Genomic DNA, 19,343 nt, shown 5'->3' with positions numbered 1-19,343 from the left:
AAATATTGTTTAAGCTATCACGACAGAATTAATCACATTCAATATGGGCAATCATTCTTCCTTATTGATTGAAAGTTGGGTAAATAATATATGGCAACAAAATTAGAAGTTAAAAATTTATATAAAATTTTTGGGGAAAATCCTGATCCGGCCTTCAAGCTACTGAAATCAGGAATGAGTAAAGATGATATCTTTGAAAAAACAGGCCTAACCGTAGGTGTTCAAGATGTTAATCTGACGATTGAAGAAGGCGAGATCTTTGTCGTGATGGGGCTTTCTGGCTCAGGGAAATCCACGTTGGTACGCCTCCTCAATCGCCTGATAGAACCGACAAGTGGCCAAGTCATGATTGATGGAGAAGACATTTCCGGTATTACTGACAAAGCACTGCGTGAAGTTCGACGAACTAAAATCAGTATGGTGTTTCAATCATTTGCACTTATGCCGCATATGAACGTGATTGATAACACTGCTTTTGGTATGGAACTTTCTGGTATTTCGAAAGAAGAACGGCATAAAAAAGCAATGGATGCCCTTCAACAAGTCAACCTAGAGAAATGGGCTAACTCATACCCTGATGAACTGTCAGGAGGTATGCGTCAACGTATAGGGTTGGCAAGAGCACTAGCCAATGACCCTGATATCCTATTAATGGATGAGGCTTTTTCTGCGCTAGATCCCTTGATCCGAACTGAAATGCAAGATGAGTTGCTCTCTTTACAAGGGGATAAACAGCGCACCGTTGTTTTTATTTCCCATGACCTTGATGAAGCCATGAGAATTGGTGATCGCATTGCCATCATGCAAGGGGGAGTCGTTGTTCAAATAGGCACTCCAGATGAAATTCTGAATAACCCTGCGAATGATTACGTCAAAACATTCTTCCGTGGCGTTGATATTAGCCAAGTCTTTAGCGCCAAAGATATTGCTCGTCGGCGACCTGATGCTCTTTTACATATCGCACCGGGTTTTGGTCCGCGTTCTGCCCTTAAAGTTCTAAATGACGAGGACCGCTATCATGGTTATTTGATCTCTCGAGGTCATACCTTTGTCGGTGTCGTTTCTGTTGAATCCCTCGAAAAAGCGCTCCGTGAAAAAGCCGGTATTGAATCTGCAATTTTAACCGATATCGAGCCTATTCAAGGCGATACATCTTTGAATGAAGTTATCTCAACTGTAGCGCAAGCTCCTTGTGCGGTACCAGTCATTAACGAAAAAAATCGTTATTTGGGGGTAATTTCAAAAGGAATGCTGTTGCAAGCACTGGATAAGGAGACGCCAAATGAGTAAACATAATCAAGAACAAACAACTAACCAGCAAGATCCATGGGCGGATGCTTCAGTGCAAGAAGCCCCGACACAAACCCCAGAAACTGCTGCTGATGATCCATGGGCTGCGAGCTCCGATAATAGCCAAACATCTTCAGATGACCCATGGGGTAATGCCCCAACAACAGATGCACCAGCGGAATCTGGCAGCAACGACTGGTTAGATGCAGCGCCAACAGATGGCGTATCAATTGATCAATTTAACTTTATGGACCCATTTCAGCACACATTGTTACCATTAGATTCGTGGGTAACTCACGGTATTGATTGGGTAGTACAAAATTTTCGCCCAGTATTCCAAGCTATTCGTGCACCAATTGATTTTATTCTCAGTGGGTTCGAGCAATTTTTAACCTCCCTGCCCTCTCCCGTTGCCATTATTTTATTTGCTTTATTAGCATGGCAATTCGCAGGAAGAGCAATGGGTATTGCAACATTCGTTTCAATGATTGTTATCGGGGCAATCGGAGCATGGTCAGAAGCCATGGTCACATTATCATTAGTATTAACGTCTCTGTTATTTTGTATTGTTATCGGGTTACCCCTCGGAATATGGCTTGCACGTAGTGATAGAGCAGCAAAAGTAGTCCGTCCACTACTCGATGCCATGCAAACAACACCCGCGTTTGTCTACCTAGTCCCCATTGTGATGTTATTTGGTATTGGTAATGTACCTGGCGTGGTGGTCACCATTATTTTTGCATTACCCCCGATCATTCGTTTAACCATTTTAGGTATTAAACAAGTCCCAGCAGACTTAATTGAAGCCGCAGAGTCATTCGGAGCCAGCCCTAGCCAAATGCTATTCAAAGTCCAGTTACCTTTAGCTATGCCGACAATTATGGCAGGGGTAAACCAAACATTGATGTTAGCACTATCCATGGTGGTGATCGCCTCTATGATTGCTGTCGGGGGCTTAGGACAAATGGTACTACGCGGGATAGGACGCTTAGATATGGGATTAGCCTCTGTTGGTGGGGTTGGGATCGTCATCCTTGCTATCGTATTAGACCGCTTTACACAATCGTTAGGCCAAGATACACGTGGCAAAGCACTATCACGCTGGTATCAAAAAGGCCCTATTGGGTTAATCACTCGCCCATTCAGTAAAAAATAAACACGTTCAACACATCCTCCATCCACGATAGAGCCATTATTTGGCTCTTCGCTTGCAAAGCCAAGCGACGAACCAAAATAGAAGGATAAACATAATGAGAAAGCCAATTATTCTTGCAACTGCCCTGACTGCTATTCTTAGCTCTTCACTCGCGTATGCGGAGTCATTACCGGGTAAAGGAATTAAAATAAACCCTGTACAAAGCACCATCAGTGAGGAAACATTCCAAACCTTAATTGTCTCAAAAGCCCTTGAAAAGCTCGGCTATGATATTAACCCTATCAAAGAAGTGGATTACAACGTTGCCTATTCCTCTATTGCCAATGGAGACGCAACTTTCCTAGCCGTAAGTTGGGTACCTTTACATGATGCACAATATGAAGCTGCCGGTGGTGATAAAGCCTTTTATCGCCAAGGGGACTATGTTGTCAATGCAGCACAAGGCTATTTAATTGATAAAAAAACCGCTGATAAATATAACATTACCAACATTGAGCAATTAAAAGACCCAAAAATCGCAAAATTATTTGACTCTAACGGTAACGGTAAAGCGGACTTAACTGGCTGTAACCCCGGTTGGGGCTGTGAAGCTGCGATCAATACACATTTAAAAGCTTACGACCTTGAAAAATCTATCGATCACAATCAAGGAAACTACGCGGCTATGATGGCCGATACCATCACGCGCTACAAAGAAGGGAAACCTATTTTCTATTATACCTGGACCCCTTACTGGATCAGTGATGTGTTAAAACCAGGCCGTGATGTAGTTTGGTTAGAAGTGCCTTTCTCGGCAATGCCGAATGGTGAAAAAACAGATACTACGCTTCCTAATGGCAAAAACTATGGTTTCCCACCAAACACAATGCACATTGTAGCGAATAAAAAATGGGCTGCCGATAACCCTGCTGCGGCGAAATTGTTTTCCATTATGAAATTACCTATTGCCGATGTGAATGCGCAAAACTTAAGGATGCATAATGGAGAAGCTTCTCAAGCTGATATTGAACGCCATGTGAATGGATGGATTAAAGCACACCAATCCACTTTCGATGGCTGGGTTGAAGAAGCAAAACAAGCTGCCAAATAAGTTAAACTACTTAGCAAAAACTAAAAACCATCTTCTTCTTGAAGATGGTTTTTTTTTATAAATAGCGAAAAGAAATAAACCAAGCTTTTGAATTTTGTTTATAGTATTTGCCTAATTGATGATTGGTAATAAAAAATGAAACAACCACAAACGGCTGAACTCACTACTGGCCTAACCATTTTAATGGCAATTTCAACAGGTTTAGTTGTCGCTAGTAATTACTATGCCCAACCTCTGTTAGAGACTATTGCCGAGCAATTTAACCTTACCACCAATATGGCTGGGTTTATTGTGACCGCTGCCCAGTTGGGGTACGCTGCTGGTTTACTATTTTTAGTCCCTTTAGGGGATTTATTTGAACGTAAACGCTTAATTTTGGTTATGACCTTTCTTTCCGCGTTAGGTCTCCTAATTACAGCTTTATCAAATCATGTATGGCAAATATTATTAGGTACAGCTCTCACTGGTTTATTTTCAGTGGTCGCTCAAGTACTTATTCCACTAGCAGCATCTATCGCCAAACCACATCAACGCGGTAAAGCGGTTGGTATCATTATGAGTGGGTTACTGCTTGGAATTTTACTTGCAAGGACAGTTTCAGGGGCTGTCGCCATGGTGGGTGGCTGGAGAGCTATCTATTGGGTAGCTTTCGCTTTATTGATCCTATTGATGATTGTGCTAGCCATCAAATTGCCTCGCTATCACCAAAAAACCAATCTGAACTATTTTCAGTTACTTGGCTCTATCGGTCGCTTATTTTTTGGTACTCCCGTGCTTGCCGTAAGAGCCTCGCTCGGAGCACTTTCATTTGCTAATTTTGGTTTACTATGGACAGCGATGGCTTTTTTATTGGCAAGCCCACCGTTTAATTACTCTGAAGGCACTATTGGCTTATTTGGTCTGGTTGGGGCTGCTGGAGCATTCATGGCATCTCAGGCAGGACATCTTGTTGATAAAGGGAAAGGCAAACTCCTGACCACAATTGGGCTCGTTTTGTTGTTGTTATCGTGGATACCTATAGGGTTAGCTAAACACTCTCTCGTTGCATTTATTATTGGCGTCTTAGTTCTCGACCTTGCAGTACAAGCTGTTCACGTAACAAGTCAAAGTACGTTATACCGTATTTTACCAGAGGCTCGTAATCGGCTTACTGCCGGTTATATGACCAGTTATTTTATTGGTGGAGCGCTAGGCTCACTACTTTCGGGTTATGCTTATGAACATGCAGGATGGGAAGGCGTAGCCATTTCCGGTGTTATCTTAACTGCAATCAGTTTAATTATTTGGGCAATTGGTATTCGTTTTGACCCTACCATCACCGCGCAGGATCAATAACGTTTCTGCAGATAAAAACGCAGCTAACATTTCAGACAAAATGCTAGCTGCAGTGCTTTAACACATAAACAAACCTAACATATCAAAGTGATACCCTATAAGTTTATCAAATAAATATTTTGAATATTGAATTAATAAATATTCATATATTCATTAAATAGTTTTATTTGTTATAATAACTAAGGCGAAAGTTAGCAAATGACACTGTTAAACAAATACTATATCTTAATTAAAAGGTATACTAATAGTTAGTTGTGGCAATTATTAACACATAGAATAATATATAAATTAAACAAAACTCGGTATTTATACGTAATAATTAAAATGTTCCATCTAACTTGTAATTATTGAGTAATAAAAAAAGTGGTATTGAGTTAATGTGATGTGATTATATATTGTTTTATATGATTATATTTAGTGCCTAAATCGATTTATTTTTGGTTGCTTCATAACCAATCATGTCTAAAAAAGCAAAAATGATTGGTTACGCTATACTGAAACCTGTAAATTACATTCATAAAATTTATGAATGATGTATCATAATCAAAATAAAATCGACGGTATTAAGTAAGTATAATTGCTAATTCTATCTTTTAATATACCATTTAGGTGGTTGATGACAGTTGTAATCTTACCAACTGAAACTAATAAGGTATCCAAATAATGGAAAGTTCATTTACACCGACTGAAGAACTACTAAACGCTCGTGTTGCACAGCAAGATTCACATGAAGCACCGATTCCGTATCAAGAAATTCTCTTAACACGCCTATGTATGCATGTTCATGGCAAGCTACTTGAATCACGTAATAACATGTTAAGAGCTCAAGGTATTAATGAAACTTTATTCATGGCATTAATGATCCTTGATACAAAAGACTCCCGTAGTATCCAGCCCTCTGAACTTAGTGCAGCACTCGGTTCCTCACGAACCAACGCCACACGCATAGCCGATGAGCTTGAAAAAAATGGTTGGATTGAACGTAAAGAAAGCCATAACGACAGACGTTGCCTACACTTGCATTTGACTGAGAAAGGAACTGAATTCTTAAATGGTTTATTGCCACCTCAGCATGGCGCCCTTATTGATATTTGGTCTGTTTTGGATGCTAATGAAAAACAACAGCTGGATATGCTGATGCGTAAATTACTCACCAAACTGGATACGATAAAAGATTAACCATGATCTTTGTAGGGTTAATGTATTTGAGGCATTCTTACGCTCAAAGGTGAAAAAAAACTTTTCAGCTAACAATATTTCGTTATCCTTTCATTCTTATGCTTTGCGATATCCCATCGAGCAGCAAAATCATTTGTAGTCTTAGTTTCCAGTGGTTAATCCCTAACTACTGGAAACAATTGTGATCCCTATCCATCGAACATGGAGAATATGAGTATGAGTTCCCCTGAGGAAATGCAACAAACGCAGACTCCCCAACCAAATAAAAAAAGACAACGTAGAAATGCGCTCGTGTTTTTAACCATTATTTTTATTGCTATTGGCGTTGGCTGGGCTGTTTACTGGTATCTCGTACTTCGTCATTATGAGTCTACAGACAATGCATATGTCGCAGGTAACCAAGTACAAATTCAATCTCAAGTTTCTGGAAGTGTCATGACGGTCAATGTTGATAACACTGACTTCGTCAAAAGTGGGACCACGCTAGTCACGCTCGACCCTAGGGATGCAGAAATAGCACTTGAAAAAGCAAAAACAGAACTTGCCAATAGTGTGCGCCAAACACGCCAACACATAATTAACAGCCGCCAATTGCAAGCGAACATTGCCGTTAAGCGTTCAGAACTTAACCGATTACAAAATGATTTAAAACGCAGAGAAGTTCTAGGTAGTAGCAATGTTATCGGCAAAGAAGAACTACAACATGCCAGAGAGGCTGTCGTCAGTGCAAAAGCCGCATTAGATATGGCAATTGAACAGTACAATGCCAATCAAGCCATTGTTCTTAACACCCCAATAGCAAAACAACCCGCTGTAGAACAAGCCGCAACACAAGTGAGAAACGCTTGGTTAACCTTACAACGAACTAAAATCGTCAGCCCCGTCGATGGTTATGTTTCCCGCCGCAGTGTACAAGTAGGTTCACAGATTACGCCTTCAACACCATTAATGGCTATCGTCCCTTCTAGTGGCATGTGGATTGACGCTAATTTTAAAGAAACTCAACTTGCGGATATGCGTATTGGCCAAACTGCAAAGGTCACCACTGATTTCTACGGTAAAGATATTGTTTTCAATGGAACCGTCGTCGGTTTAGATATGGGGACAGGAAGTGCATTTTCATTACTCCCCGCACAAAATGCGAGCGGTAATTGGATCAAAGTCGTACAACGTCTCCCCGTTCGTATCGCCTTAGATGCTAATCAAGTTGAAGAGCATCCCCTGCGCATAGGGTTATCAACTGAAGTGACCGTCGATACTTTAAATAAAGATGGCAAAGTACTTTCTAAAGGCATGCGCGATACACCTGCATACCATACTGCAGCATTAGCCGTTGATATGTCACCTGCCGATAAAATAGTTACTGAGATAATTAATAATAACTCAGGGAATAAATAAGTGAGGGAGCAACCGTGACGCCAGCACCGTTAACAGGATCAAAACTTGCTTGGATGACTATTGCCCTTTCATTGGCAACCTTTATGCAAGTACTTGACTCTACGATTGCTAACGTAGCGATCCCAACTATTGCGGGTAACTTAGGTGCTTCTAACTCACAGGGAACTTGGGTAATTACCTCCTTTGGTGTCGCTAATGCAATTTCAATTCCAATCACTGGCTGGCTAGCTCGCCGGATAGGCGAAGTAAGATTATTTTTGTGGTCGACAGGGCTATTTGCTTTAACTTCATGGCTATGTGGCATTTCTAGTAGTTTAGAAATGCTAATTTTATTCCGTGTATTACAAGGCTTAGTTGCGGGACCACTGATCCCATTATCTCAGAGCCTGCTTCTTAATAACTACCCACCAGCTAAGCGAAATATGGCATTAGCTCTTTGGTCAATGACCATTGTCATTGCGCCTATTTGCGGGCCAATTCTTGGTGGGTACATTAGTGACAACTATCATTGGGGCTGGATATTTTTTATCAACGTACCATTTAGTATCGCGATTATTTTTGCCATCATGAAAACACTAAAAGGTCGTGAAACAAAAATATCGATACAACGCATTGATACTATTGGTTTAGTATTGCTTGTAGTAGGGATTGGTGCATTACAAATCATGCTTGACCAAGGCAAAGAACTCGATTGGTTTAACTCTACCGAAATTATTGTTTTGACCATAATTGCCGTTGTTGCTATTGCTTTCCTGATCGTATGGGAGCTCACGGATGAACACCCCGTAATTGACCTTTCACTATTTAAAGAACGGAATTTTACTATTGGCTGCTTATCCCTAAGCCTCGCTTACATGCTATATTTTGGGACCATTGTATTACTGCCCCAATTATTGCAGGAGGTTTACGGCTATACCGCAACATGGGCAGGCTTGGCTTCTGCACCCGTTGGTTTATTACCCTTGTTAATTACCCCAATAATTGGTCGTTTTGGTAACCGAATTGACATGCGCTATCTGGTTACATTCAGCTTTATTATCTATGCTGTTTGTTACTATTGGCGAGCTTATACCTTTGAACCGGATATGAGTTTCGCAGCAGCAGCATGGCCACAATTTGTACAAGGCCTAGCCATCGCCTGTTTCTTTATGCCACTAACAACCATTACCTTATCAGGCCTACCGCCTGAGAAAATGGCTTCAGCATCCAGCCTATCCAACTTTACCCGTACATTAGCAGGGGCAATAGGGACATCGATTACTACCACGATGTGGACACAAAGGGAATCAATGCACCATGAAAACCTCACAGAGTTTGTCAACCCTTACAACCCTAATGCCCAATATATGTATCATGAACTGGCAAAGATTGGTTTGAATGAGCAACAAAGTGCTGCATATTTAGCGAAAACCATTACAGACCAAGGGCTTATTATCTCCGCAAATGAGATCTTTTGGTTATCCGCAGGGATTTTTATCTTATTAATGGTCATTGTTTGGTTTGCAAAACCCCCATTCGGTGCAGGTTCAAAAGGTGGTGGTGCACATTAGCCCCCGCTTTATCATCCTAGCCCCACTTTTTATGTGGGGTTATTTTTTTGCTTATCGCCTTTCTAACCAATACACTAATTCACTAATCAGATTGCTCAGGTAAATTATCATGAAATCATGGGTTGAAAATAGCCAGCTAGTAGAACTGATCAACACCTTAGATGACTTCCAAGCAGAGCAATACCGCAAAAAACTTATTTGCTATGTCAATCAATACCAAGAAATTTACCCTTTCGATATATTGGACGATGTTCAGGCTTATCTGCAGCTTATAAAATCGTGACAAAAGTAACACCATTAACCCGCTTAGACCTTATTCAATTCGCAAATCATTTGCTAGAAGCTTATTCATGTAATTATTCCGAAGAGGAATTTTTAGCCCCTAAATTAACTGAGCTAGTTTGCTTATTGCATAAATAATATTCTTTATACAAAAAATATTACATATTTGCTCAGTCATAGGCTTATAGCGCAATAACAACTCAACGAGTGAAACTCATTAAGCCATAAATAATTAATCGGCTATTGCTAAAAATACCCCCCATAATAGAAGTTAAGCCCGCATGACTTTTAATTTGCTATTTCGTCACGTATTTGTTCCCCCCACTCACACATCATATTGAGAACTGGAATTAACGTTTTTCCTCGGGGAGTTAAACTATATTCTACTTTAGGGGGGATTTGAGGGTATTCCTCTCTAAATACTAAACCATCTTTTTCTAACTCTTTAAGCGTCGAACTTAATGTCTTGTAAGTAATCGTTCCGATACAACGTTGTAACTCATTAAAACGGATCACTTCTTTATGTTGGGCTAACCAATACAAAATGATCATTTTATATTTGCCATTGATAACGGAAAGCGTATACCCGAAGCCAGTTTCTTGCGGGTTAATACCACTCAAAGCACATAATATTTCCTCTCTATTTTTCATATTATCACTATCCTTTAGGTAAGTATGTGTCGTCAGTGTGCGTATTTTCTTTTTTGAAATTGGATTTTATACTGCCAATACTTTCAAACAAAGGAATAATTTAGTGAAAACTTTAATCGTCGTCGCTCATCCTAATATACAAGACTCTGTTATTAATCGTCATCTATTAGAACAAGCCGCCAAACAAACCAATAACTTTACGATCCATAATATTTATGAAGCTTATCCAGATTGGAATATTGATGTTGCTAGAGAGCAAGCGCTAATTGAAGCCCATGACAATGTGATCTTACAATTTCCTATTTATTGGTTTAACTCTCCGCCATTACTTAAAAAATGGCTAGACGATGTATTTACTTATGGGTGGGCATATGGTTCACAAAGTCACGACAGACTGAAAGAAAAAACGATCGCTTTAGCCGTTACCGCTGGAATTAGGGATGAGGACTACCATGCTGAAGGAAAATATCAGTATACACTCGCTGAGATATTGCGGCCGTTCGAAGTTACCGTCTTATACATTAATGCTAAATGGGGCGGCTTTTTTGGGTTTTATGGTACCGAAACATATGACGAAAAAGGACTAACTGAATTATCACCTGAAGGGAATATTACGGATAAACAAATGACCCAATATTTAGAATTTATTGAATCAATAAATTGTTAAGTTAGCTCTCACTTTATACGAGCTAAATATAAATCCAGAACTAGCTTTATATTTAGCTAGCCTGGATTTAATTTTTACTCAGTGCGCTATTACTTAACTTGGTTTTGCTGCCACCATTGCGCCAACATAATTCCAGTTGCAACAGACACGTTCAAGCTTTCTACTTTACCTGTACCGCCAATATACAGACTCATATCCCCTTGATCCCACGTGCTATCACTTAAGCCATCACTTTCTTGGCCTAATACTAAGACCATTTTAGCGGGTAACTTAGCTTTCGCTAAATCTTGGCTTCCTTTATGGCTAGAGGTAGTCACAATGGTATAACCTGCTTGACGAAATTTATCCAACGTTGAGGTTAAACCGTCAGCATCAATCGCTTTAATATGCTCAGCGCCGCCTTCTGCGGTACGAATTGCTGCACCAGACTCTAGCATGCCAGCATCTTGCAAAATAACGCCTTTCACACCGAAGTGGGCACAGCTACGCATCATTCCGCCTAGATTATGTGGGTTACCTACATCTTCTAGTGCTAATACACAATCTTTCTCTGCCGCTTGCTGTATATAAGCATCTGCGCTCATTCCACCACGCTTTTTGATGATAAAACAGACACCACCATGGTGTTCAGTGCCCGATGCCTTTGATAACTCTTCATCATCAACAACATGGTAAGCTTTACGGTTTGCCGCCATCCATTTTAATGCATCACGAAAACGTGGCGTCACAGATTGTAAGAACCACGCACGAACAATCGCATCAGGCCGGTTCTTAAACATAGCTTGGCATGCGTTTTCACCATAGATACGCGTTTCTTCCTGACGTTGCTTACGTAATTGCTCCGGGTCTATTTGGCTTTTACCCGCAATTCCACCATGGTCGTTAACCAGTTCTTCGCTATCTGGTTTAGAAACAGTGCGCCATGGTGAACGCTCACGAGATACATCATCGCGGCTATCAGAACGACGCTCCGGACGATTAGGGCGCCCACCACGGTCATTTCTTCCATCACGTCGGTCATTACTGCGTTTATCATTACCACGTCTATCGTCACGCCCTCCGTCACGACCGCCACGGCGTTTATCATTATTTTTATTGTTGTCCGCTTCTTCACTACGGACATACATCACTTTTACTTTGCCGTTTTTACCACTAAATTCATTCGAGTCGTTCATCACTATCCCCTACTAAGCTATGGCGCGAAGATTACATGATGTTGCAAGGCTACGCCACCGATTCACGCTATTATCTCACCGAAAACTTATTGAATATACTTCTATCGTATAGAAATCGTTTTGCGTACAATAAGCCCCTCATTTTAAATCCCCCTAAAAACCTTAATTAACCATGACCCCGAATGCAGTTTATCACCTTCGCCAGCAGCGCCTTGCATTATCAACTAAGCCTTTTAAAGCCAGAGGTTGTCGAGTAAAACGCTGTGAATATTGCTTGTTACCTGTTCCACAATGCTTATGCAAAGACACGGTATCATCACAAGCAAAAAGCCAATTTTGCTTAATTATGTTTGATGGCGAAGTATTTAAACCAAGTAATACTGGGAAATTGATTGCAGATATTTTGCCTAATACCCTCGCATTCCAATGGTCAAGGACTGAACCGGACGCGCAGTTATTAGCTATATTACAAGACACCACAAAACAACCATATCTTATTTTTCCAGAGAGCTACGCTGAAAGTGAACGCACCGTGGTAAATCAACCAAATATCTCTGAAAAACCCCCGTTGTTTATTTTATTGGATGGCACTTGGCCTGAAGCCCGTAAAATGTTTCGAAAAAGCCCTTATCTCAATAATCTTCCAATGCTTTCAATCAATACCAAAGCAAGAACTGATTATTTATTACGGACGCCATCAAGGGAAGAACAACACTGTACAGCGGAAGTTGCTGCAACAGTTTTAGAATTAGCTGGGGATACCAACGCATCTCAACAATTGTTCAGCCACTTCAACCTATTTCGCCACAAATATCTTGAAGGTAAACCTCACCATCCAATGGCACAAATGATGCTAAATGAAACCTCGCTCTAACTATTTTTGGGTAATTTTTTAATTTATTTTACGCACGTAGTACCAAGAAATTTTAACTTTCGGACCATCATCATCATAAAACGTGAACGTGCTTGTATAAATTAATTAAATTGGCAGGATAAACTAGCGCAAAGTCAAAGTTAGGGCATAGTATTCATAAGTATTACTCAGCCTATTTTATCTATTGAGCTTTTAGTTCGTTCCAGCAAAACGGAAGGTTACCAATCATGGGTTTAGTGAGTCAGCTAGAATCTTTATTCAGACCAAAGTCTATTGTTGTTATTGGGGCATCTGAAAATCCGAACCGTGCAGGTTCGGTGATGATGAAAAATCTCCTAACCAGTGGCTTCAAAGGGCCAATCCTTCCTGTTAACCCAAACCGTCATTCAGTACTTGGTGTATTTGCTTATCCATCAGTTGATGAACTCCCTCTTAAACCTGATCTTGCTGTAATTTGCACTCATTACTCACGGAATATCGATTGTTTGCATCAATTAGGTGCTGTTGGTTGTAAGGTTGTGATTGTTTTATCATCCCCTTCTATTCAATTTAATGAACTTAAAAAAGTTGCTCAACAGTACCAAATGCGGTTACTTGGCCCAAATAGCTTAGGCTTCCTTGCCCCATGGCAAGGGCTAAATGCCAGTTTTTCACCTATTCCAATTTTAAAAGGAAAACTCGCCTTTATCTCTCAATCTGCCGCGGTCTCAAACACTGTTCTTGACTGGGCCAGGCACAGAGAAATCGGTTTTTCCTACTTTATTGCCCTTGGTGATAGCATCGATATCGATATCGATGACTTATTGGATTACTTAGCTCGGGACAGTAAAACAAGTGCTATTTTGCTTTATCTTGAGAACATCAGTGATGCAAGGCGCTTTTTGTCTTCATCTCGTAGTGCATCACGTAATAAGCCAATTTTAGTCATAAAAAGTGGTCGTACGCGTAAAGCACAAGAACTACTCGGTGATAAACCTAGCTTAGACGCCGCCTATGATGCGGCTATCCAACGGGCAGGGCTTTTACGTGTACAAGACACTCATGAAATGTTTTCCGCCGTAGAAACATTAAGTTATATGACGCCATTACGGGGGGAACGCCTGTCTATCATGAGCAATGGTTCAGCACCCGCAGCGATGGCATTAGATGAACTACTGTTACGTAATGGTAAGCTGGCTAAGCTAAGTATTGAAACCGAAAATGAATTAAGCTCTTTATTGCCTCTTGATTTATCAACGCAAAATCCTATCGACTTAGGGGATGACTCAACGGTTGAACGCTACATCAATGTGCTAAATAAAATGCTTGATAGCCACGACCACGATGCTTTGTTATTGATCCACACACCGAGTGCGATCACTGAAAGCAAAATAATGGCAGAAAAAATTATTAAGGCCATAAAGCAGCACCCTAGGGGGAAATGGCTAACCATCCTAACCAATTGGTGCGGCGAATATTCATCTCAAGAATCACGCCGACTTTTCAGTGAAGCTGGTATTCCAACTTATCGTACTCCTGAAGGGGCTATTACCGCCTATATGCATATGGTGGAATACCGCCGTAATCAAAAACAACTCAAAGAAACTCCAGCGCTCCCTGTGGGTATTACGGCAAACACTCAGCAAGCTCATGAATACATCCAACAAGCATTAACTAACAACAACCTTCATTTAGATACCCATGAAGTCCAGCCTATCTTAAAGGCATATGGCTTAAACAGCCTTCCAACATGGATTGCCCATTCAAGTGATGAGGCCATTGAAATTGCAGAAAAAATTGGTTATCCCGTTGCATTAAAACTACGTTCTCCAGATATTGTCCATAAATCTGAAGTACAGGGGGTTATGCTTTATTTACGTAATGCGAAAGAAGTCGAGGATGCCGCAAAAGCAATTATTGAGCGTGTTTCCACTAATTTTCCTAATGCACGCATTGAAGGGTTACTGGTACAAAGTATGGCAAACCGAGCTGGGGCCCAAGAGCTAAGAATTGCTGTTGAATTAGACCCCGTATTTGGTCCCTTAATTATGTTAGGAGAAGGCGGTATTGAATGGCAACAAGAAAGCCAAGCAGCCGTCGCCTTGCCGCCACTTAATATGGCTTTGGCCCGTTATCTGGTAATCAATGCAATTAAAGGATATAAAATCAAATCCAGAAGTGCCCTAGAACCTTTAAATATACTAGGGCTATCTAGCTTATTGGTCCGTGTTTCAAATCTAATTATTGATTGCCCGAATATTACACGTTTAGACATTCATCCATTGTTAGCTTCAGGTGACGAATTTACCTTGCTTGATGTCTCTATGACATTAAGTCCAACAGATAGTGCAACAACATCGAGGCTTGCTATTCGCCCTTATCCGAGCGAACTCGAAGAAACTATCGCCTTAAAAGAAGACCTAACCTGCCTGCTACGGCCTATTCTTCCTGAAGACGAACCATTACTGAAGTCCTTTATCGAACAAGTCACCAAAGAAGATCTTTACTATCGTTATTTTAGCGAGATCAGCGAATTCACCCATGATGATCTCGCAAACATGACTCAAATTGATTACGACAGAGAAATGGCTTTCGTGGCCGTCAAAAACCAAGGTTCTAATCCTGAAATTATTGGCGTTACCCGTGCAATGGCCGATCCAGATAACCAAGAAGCTGAATTTGCTGTATTAGTGCGCTCAGATATGAAAGGGCAAACTCTTGGTTACCAGCTAATGCAAAAGCTGCTTAATTACACCCGTAACCACGGTATAAAAAAATTGACGGCAATAACCATGCCTGAAAATAGAAATATGATCAGCTTGGCAAAAAAATTAGGCTTTGAAATTGATGTTCAGTTTGAGGATGGGGTCGTAAACCTAACACTCTATCTGTAAAAAAACTGGGTATAACTACATAACTTGTATGGTAATTAAACAGGCTGTTAATTTGTACTAAATGGTTTGGCTAAATATGCTATCATCCATAGATCATTCGCTTGAAAATGTGCGTAAAGCGATTTGCTATTGGACTAATAAGAGAAAATTCACACTGTGATGTTGTCAAAATTAAAACAAGCAAAACATCAACAATATTTGGTTAGTTTACCTAAACTGTCTCAAGAAATTGCTGATGTAAAAACGCTATATAAGACAGAAGATTTTCGTGATGAACTGCTGAAACAAATTTCTCAGGCTCAAAATACTATCTACATAACCGCTTTGTATTTAGAGAAAGATGATGCAGGCAAAGACGTACTTCATGCGTTATATGCTGCAAAACAAGCTAATACATCATTGGATATCAAAATTCTCGTAGACTGGCACCGTGCTCAACGTGGCAGAATAGGCGTTGCAGCAAATGCAACTAACGCCGATTGGTACTATGACGTTGCTCAGCATTATCCTAATATCGATATTCCAGTCTATGGCATTCCTGTTAATACTAGGGAAGCCTTAGGTGTGTTGCACCTAAAAGGTTTCTTGTTTGATGATACTTTACTGTACAGCGGTGCAAGTATTAATGATGTTTACTTACAACGTCATGATAAGTACCGTTATGATCGGTATCATTTGATCAAAAATAGCCAACTTACCGCATCAATGAAAAAATTTATTGATGACTCGTTATTACAAGCCGAGGCTGTTCATTTACTAAATACAACAACTCGCCCTAAAACAGCTGAATTTAAACACTTAATCAAACAATTTCGTTTGGGGTTAAGGGGTTCTTCTTATCAATTTATCGGGAATGCCTCAAACGATGAGCTATCCGTAACTCCATTTGTCGGTCTTGGTAAAAAGAATGATTTAAACCGTGTGATCACTCATTTAATGGGCTCTACCAATAAAAAACTCACAATTTGTACGCCCTATTTTAATCTACCAGCAGTTTTAGTTAGAATTATTAGTCGGTTGCTAAGAGAGGGTAAGCAAGTCGAAATTATTATTGGTGATAAGACAGCTAATGATTTCTATATCCCACCTGAAGAACCATTTAAAATTATAGGTGCACTACCTTATCTCTATGAGATAAACCTGCGCCGCTTTGTAAGCCGTCTGCAACGTTTTATCGATAATCAACAACTGACCGTTAGGCTGTGGAAAGATGGTGAAAATACCTATCATCTAAAAGGGATGTGGGTAGATAATCAGTGGCAGTTAATAACAGGTAATAACTTGAATCCTCGGGCATGGGGGCTAGATCTTGAAAATGCAGTGCTTATCCACGATCCAAAACAAGAATTACAAGATCAACGTAGCCACGAATTAGAGTGCATCCGCACGCACACAAAAGTGGTAGGCCATTTTCGGGAACTTGATAGCATTCAAACCTACCCAGTAAAAGTAAAAAAACTTATCCGCAGATTACGTCGAATACGTGTGGATAGGCTAATTAGCCGGATTTTATAACCCCAGTCCAAGTCAGCGTCACTTTAGTGGCGCTTTTTATGGCCGTTGACTCGGTGATGATACCTACTATGTTTAAGCCATTCATTATTAGTATATTCATAATGTTAATCACTGGGTGTAGTGGTTATCATTGGTCTAATGATAACTGGAAAGGCAAAGATAAAGCCCAACACTTCGCATTTTCCGCAGCAATGACTGCAGCAGGAAATGCATATGCTGATAGGCAAAATATGCGACATAGAGACGCAGCACAATTCGGTATTTTATTTTCAGTCTCACTAGGTGCTGCAAAAGAATTATATGATAGTCGGCCAGAAGGAACAGGTTGGAGCTGGCATGATTTCACTTATGACGTTGCTGGAGCTGTAGCAGGATATAGCTTATATCAATCATTTAAATAATCTTTGGTTTCATCTTTATCGTCCCCTTTCACTAAATCATTCCTTACCGGATGCCCCCTCTTCACTATCTTATACATTTCGTTCTCTATCGAAGCATCCCTAAAAAAATTGACTATATTAAGGCTTTCTAACTGAAGGGGGTTTTATGATCGCAGTACTATTTGAAGCAAATCCAATTCCTGAACAACAAAGCCGTTACTTTCAGCTAGCCGCTGAACTCAAGTCAGAGTTGCTAAATATTAAAGGATTTATTTCTATTGAGCGTTTTCAAAGCCTAACAACCACTGGGAAGATTTTGTCTCTATCGTGGTGGGAAAATGAAGAAGCCATAATTGAATGGAAAAACAATATACAACACCAACATGCTCAATTTGAAGGGAAAAGCACCATTTTTTCACAGTACCATATTCGGGTAGCACAAGTTATCAGAGATTATTCATTAAATAAAAGAGACTAACCTTTATGTATGATATTTATGTGATCCTTGATAATCAACCGGGCAAATTAGCGATACTTGGCGCTACATTAGGCCAACATGGCATCAGTCTCGAAGGTGGCGGTGTTTTTTCTGTCGAGGGCAAAAGCCATGCACATTTTTTAATTGAGCACACAGAAAATATTCATCAAGCTCTATTCTCCGTAGGTTTACAGCTTGAAAGCATTTCACAACCTGTAATTTGTCAACTCAATCAAGATTGCCCAGGAGAGCTTGGCAAAATAGCTGCACACCTCGCTCATTATCATATTAATATCCTTGTGCAATATAGTGATCACAACAATAGGTTGATACTATTAACCGATAACAATGAGCTCGCTATTAAAATCACGAAAAAATGGAGTGTTCCCCGTGAGATCAACCCAGCCAGACCTCCTAACCGAGGAAAATGAACACTTAGAACGCTCAATTTCAAATGTTGCCTCTGCAATTGCTGACCCCTCAAGGGTCAGTATTCTTTGTGCGCTAATGGATGGCAAGGCTTGGACTGCAACAGAGTTAAGTACCGTTGCAGGGGTCACACCTTCAACGGCCAGTGCCCATCTGGCAAAATTGTTAAATAGTCAATTAATTACCTATCTGTCTCAAGGGCGACACCGCTACTATCGCCTCGCTGGTACAGATATCGCAGCTCTAATTGAAACTTTAATGGGGGTTTCAATGAAAATGAAGAGTCAACACCCCACCACCACACCTATTACCTTACGCAAAGCGCGCACCTGTTATAACCACCTAGCAGGAGAAATCGCAGTAAAAATCTATCAATCTATGCAAAAAAGAGGCTGGATATTAATCGAAGAGAACAAACTTTCTACATTTGGCATTGACGGTTTTAAACAGCTAGGCATCAAATTACCAATAAAAACAACAAAAAAAATGGTGTGTGAATGTTTAGACTGGAGCGAACGAAGTATGCATCTGAGTGGAGTCGCTGGCGCTGAATTATTAAAAATATTTGAGCAAAACGGATGGATAAACAGAATAAAAGGCTATAGGGAAGTAAGTTTTACATCAACGGGCAAAAAAGCCTTAAAGCGCTATTTTGAAATTGATATCACCTAATTTAACTATTTAATATTATTAGCATTCTTCGGTTCATATATGTAAAAAAGCCCCGTGATTTTCATCACGGGGCTTGATTAAGTGGCGGAACGGACGGGACTCGAACCCGCGACCCCCTGCGTGACAGGCAGGTATTCTAACCAACTGAACTACCGCTCCACTTATTCTTTTCGCCTTTCGGCAATTTACTGCTTCTTATAAGCAATAAATTTTTAATTAATGTCTGGCAGTTCCCTACTCTCACATGGGGAGACCCCACACTACCATCGGCGCTACGGCGTTTCACTGCTGAGTTCGGCATGGGGTCAGGTGGGACCACCGCGCTATTGCCGCCAGACAAATTCGGTTT

At 40.5% G+C, this 19,343-nt stretch carries 18 protein-coding genes, 1 tRNA gene and 1 rRNA gene; 16 read left to right on the top strand and 4 right to left on the bottom strand.

What is annotated here, in order from left to right; translation table 11 throughout:
- Positions 1-90 precede the first annotated feature (90 nt).
- The 8 genes from proV to ACIPUA_RS15355 all read left to right on the top strand — a co-directional run bounded on the left by proV (position 91) and on the right by ACIPUA_RS15355 (position 9,281).
- Positions 91-1,290, top strand: coding sequence for a glycine betaine/L-proline ABC transporter ATP-binding protein ProV (gene proV / locus ACIPUA_RS15390; RefSeq protein ID WP_042848391.1), 1,200 nt, complete (start codon positions 91-93; stop codon positions 1,288-1,290).
- Positions 1,283-2,446 carry a glycine betaine/L-proline ABC transporter permease ProW gene (gene proW, locus ACIPUA_RS15385; protein ID WP_042848392.1) on the top strand — a complete coding sequence of 388 codons (1,164 nt, stop codon included), beginning with the start codon at positions 1,283-1,285 and terminating at the stop codon, positions 2,444-2,446. Before proV ends, proW begins: the two co-directional genes overlap by 8 nt.
- 94 nt (positions 2,447-2,540) lie before the next feature.
- On the top strand, positions 2,541-3,536 hold the full coding sequence (gene proX, locus ACIPUA_RS15380) for a glycine betaine/L-proline ABC transporter substrate-binding protein ProX (RefSeq protein ID WP_042848394.1): 996 nt from the start codon (positions 2,541-2,543) through the stop codon (positions 3,534-3,536).
- 135 nt (positions 3,537-3,671) lie between these two features.
- Positions 3,672-4,871, top strand: a complete 1,200-nt coding sequence (locus ACIPUA_RS15375) for an MFS transporter (protein ID WP_042848397.1) — start codon at positions 3,672-3,674, stop codon at positions 4,869-4,871.
- A 663-nt stretch (positions 4,872-5,534) separates the two neighbouring features.
- The gene (gene mprA, locus ACIPUA_RS15370) at positions 5,535-6,050 is read left to right on the top strand and encodes a transcriptional repressor MprA (protein ID WP_042848398.1); all 516 of its coding nucleotides are present in this window, start codon (positions 5,535-5,537) and stop codon (positions 6,048-6,050) included.
- Between the two features lie 216 nt (positions 6,051-6,266).
- The gene (gene emrA / locus ACIPUA_RS15365; protein WP_042848400.1) at positions 6,267-7,448 is read left to right on the top strand and encodes a multidrug efflux MFS transporter periplasmic adaptor subunit EmrA; all 1,182 of its coding nucleotides are present in this window, start codon (positions 6,267-6,269) and stop codon (positions 7,446-7,448) included.
- 14 nt (positions 7,449-7,462) lie between these two features.
- A complete protein-coding gene (gene emrB / locus ACIPUA_RS15360) occupies positions 7,463-8,998 on the top strand; it encodes a multidrug efflux MFS transporter permease subunit EmrB (RefSeq protein ID WP_042848401.1) in 1,536 nt (511 codons plus the stop codon).
- Between the two features lie 109 nt (positions 8,999-9,107).
- Positions 9,108-9,281, top strand: coding sequence for a hypothetical protein (locus tag ACIPUA_RS15355; protein ID WP_230683844.1), 174 nt, complete (start codon positions 9,108-9,110; stop codon positions 9,279-9,281).
- A 287-nt stretch (positions 9,282-9,568) separates the two neighbouring features.
- On the opposite strand, the gene ACIPUA_RS15350 is transcribed toward ACIPUA_RS15355, so the two are convergent.
- Positions 9,569-9,931 carry a winged helix-turn-helix transcriptional regulator gene (locus ACIPUA_RS15350; protein WP_042848404.1) on the bottom strand — a complete coding sequence of 121 codons (363 nt, stop codon included), beginning with the start codon at positions 9,929-9,931 and terminating at the stop codon, positions 9,569-9,571.
- A gap of 103 nt (positions 9,932-10,034) precedes the next feature.
- Between ACIPUA_RS15350 and ACIPUA_RS15345 the strand changes: the two genes are divergently transcribed.
- Positions 10,035-10,598, top strand: coding sequence for an NAD(P)H-dependent oxidoreductase (locus tag ACIPUA_RS15345; protein ID WP_048606339.1), 564 nt, complete (start codon positions 10,035-10,037; stop codon positions 10,596-10,598).
- A gap of 89 nt (positions 10,599-10,687) precedes the next feature.
- Here ACIPUA_RS15345 and ACIPUA_RS15340 read toward each other — a convergent pair whose 3' ends face one another.
- Positions 10,688-11,773, bottom strand: coding sequence for a tRNA/rRNA methyltransferase (locus tag ACIPUA_RS15340; RefSeq protein WP_131680476.1), 1,086 nt, complete (start codon positions 11,771-11,773; stop codon positions 10,688-10,690).
- Between the two features lie 172 nt (positions 11,774-11,945).
- Here ACIPUA_RS15340 and ACIPUA_RS15335 point away from each other — a divergent pair, with 172 nt between their 5' ends.
- The 7 genes from ACIPUA_RS15335 to ACIPUA_RS15305 all read left to right on the top strand — a co-directional run bounded on the left by ACIPUA_RS15335 (position 11,946) and on the right by ACIPUA_RS15305 (position 18,994).
- Positions 11,946-12,647: a tRNA-uridine aminocarboxypropyltransferase gene (locus tag ACIPUA_RS15335; RefSeq protein WP_042848409.1), complete on the top strand. Its 702-nt coding sequence runs from the start codon at positions 11,946-11,948 to the stop codon at positions 12,645-12,647.
- Positions 12,648-12,874: 227 nt separating this feature from the next.
- A complete protein-coding gene (locus ACIPUA_RS15330) occupies positions 12,875-15,520 on the top strand; it encodes a bifunctional acetate--CoA ligase family protein/GNAT family N-acetyltransferase (RefSeq protein ID WP_048606336.1) in 2,646 nt (881 codons plus the stop codon).
- Between the two features lie 159 nt (positions 15,521-15,679).
- Positions 15,680-17,035: a CDP-diacylglycerol--serine O-phosphatidyltransferase gene (gene pssA / locus ACIPUA_RS15325; protein ID WP_042848412.1), complete on the top strand. Its 1,356-nt coding sequence runs from the start codon at positions 15,680-15,682 to the stop codon at positions 17,033-17,035.
- Between the two features lie 68 nt (positions 17,036-17,103).
- Positions 17,104-17,436: a YfiM family lipoprotein gene (locus tag ACIPUA_RS15320; RefSeq protein ID WP_094301226.1), complete on the top strand. Its 333-nt coding sequence runs from the start codon at positions 17,104-17,106 to the stop codon at positions 17,434-17,436.
- Between the two features lie 145 nt (positions 17,437-17,581).
- Positions 17,582-17,893 (top strand): antibiotic biosynthesis monooxygenase family protein, encoded by a 312-nt coding sequence (locus ACIPUA_RS15315; RefSeq protein ID WP_449059849.1) that lies wholly within the window; start codon positions 17,582-17,584, stop codon positions 17,891-17,893.
- A 5-nt stretch (positions 17,894-17,898) separates the two neighbouring features.
- Positions 17,899-18,324 carry an amino acid-binding protein gene (locus tag ACIPUA_RS15310; RefSeq protein ID WP_042848415.1) on the top strand — a complete coding sequence of 142 codons (426 nt, stop codon included), beginning with the start codon at positions 17,899-17,901 and terminating at the stop codon, positions 18,322-18,324.
- On the top strand, positions 18,284-18,994 hold the full coding sequence (locus tag ACIPUA_RS15305) for an ArsR/SmtB family transcription factor (protein ID WP_042848416.1): 711 nt from the start codon (positions 18,284-18,286) through the stop codon (positions 18,992-18,994). The genes ACIPUA_RS15310 and ACIPUA_RS15305 overlap by 41 nt, the downstream gene beginning before the upstream one ends.
- Positions 18,995-19,076: 82 nt before the next feature.
- Here ACIPUA_RS15305 and ACIPUA_RS15300 read toward each other — a convergent pair.
- Together ACIPUA_RS15300 and rrf are read right to left on the bottom strand one after the other, a co-directional pair.
- A tRNA-Asp gene (locus tag ACIPUA_RS15300) sits at positions 19,077-19,153 on the bottom strand.
- A gap of 62 nt (positions 19,154-19,215) precedes the next feature.
- Positions 19,216-19,331 (bottom strand): 5S ribosomal RNA (rrf, locus tag ACIPUA_RS15295).
- Positions 19,332-19,343: the final 12 nt, after the last annotated feature.

This window comes from Providencia sp. AGC89 (genome assembly GCF_053543535.1).
This window is presented reverse-complemented; position numbering and strand designations above follow the sequence as displayed.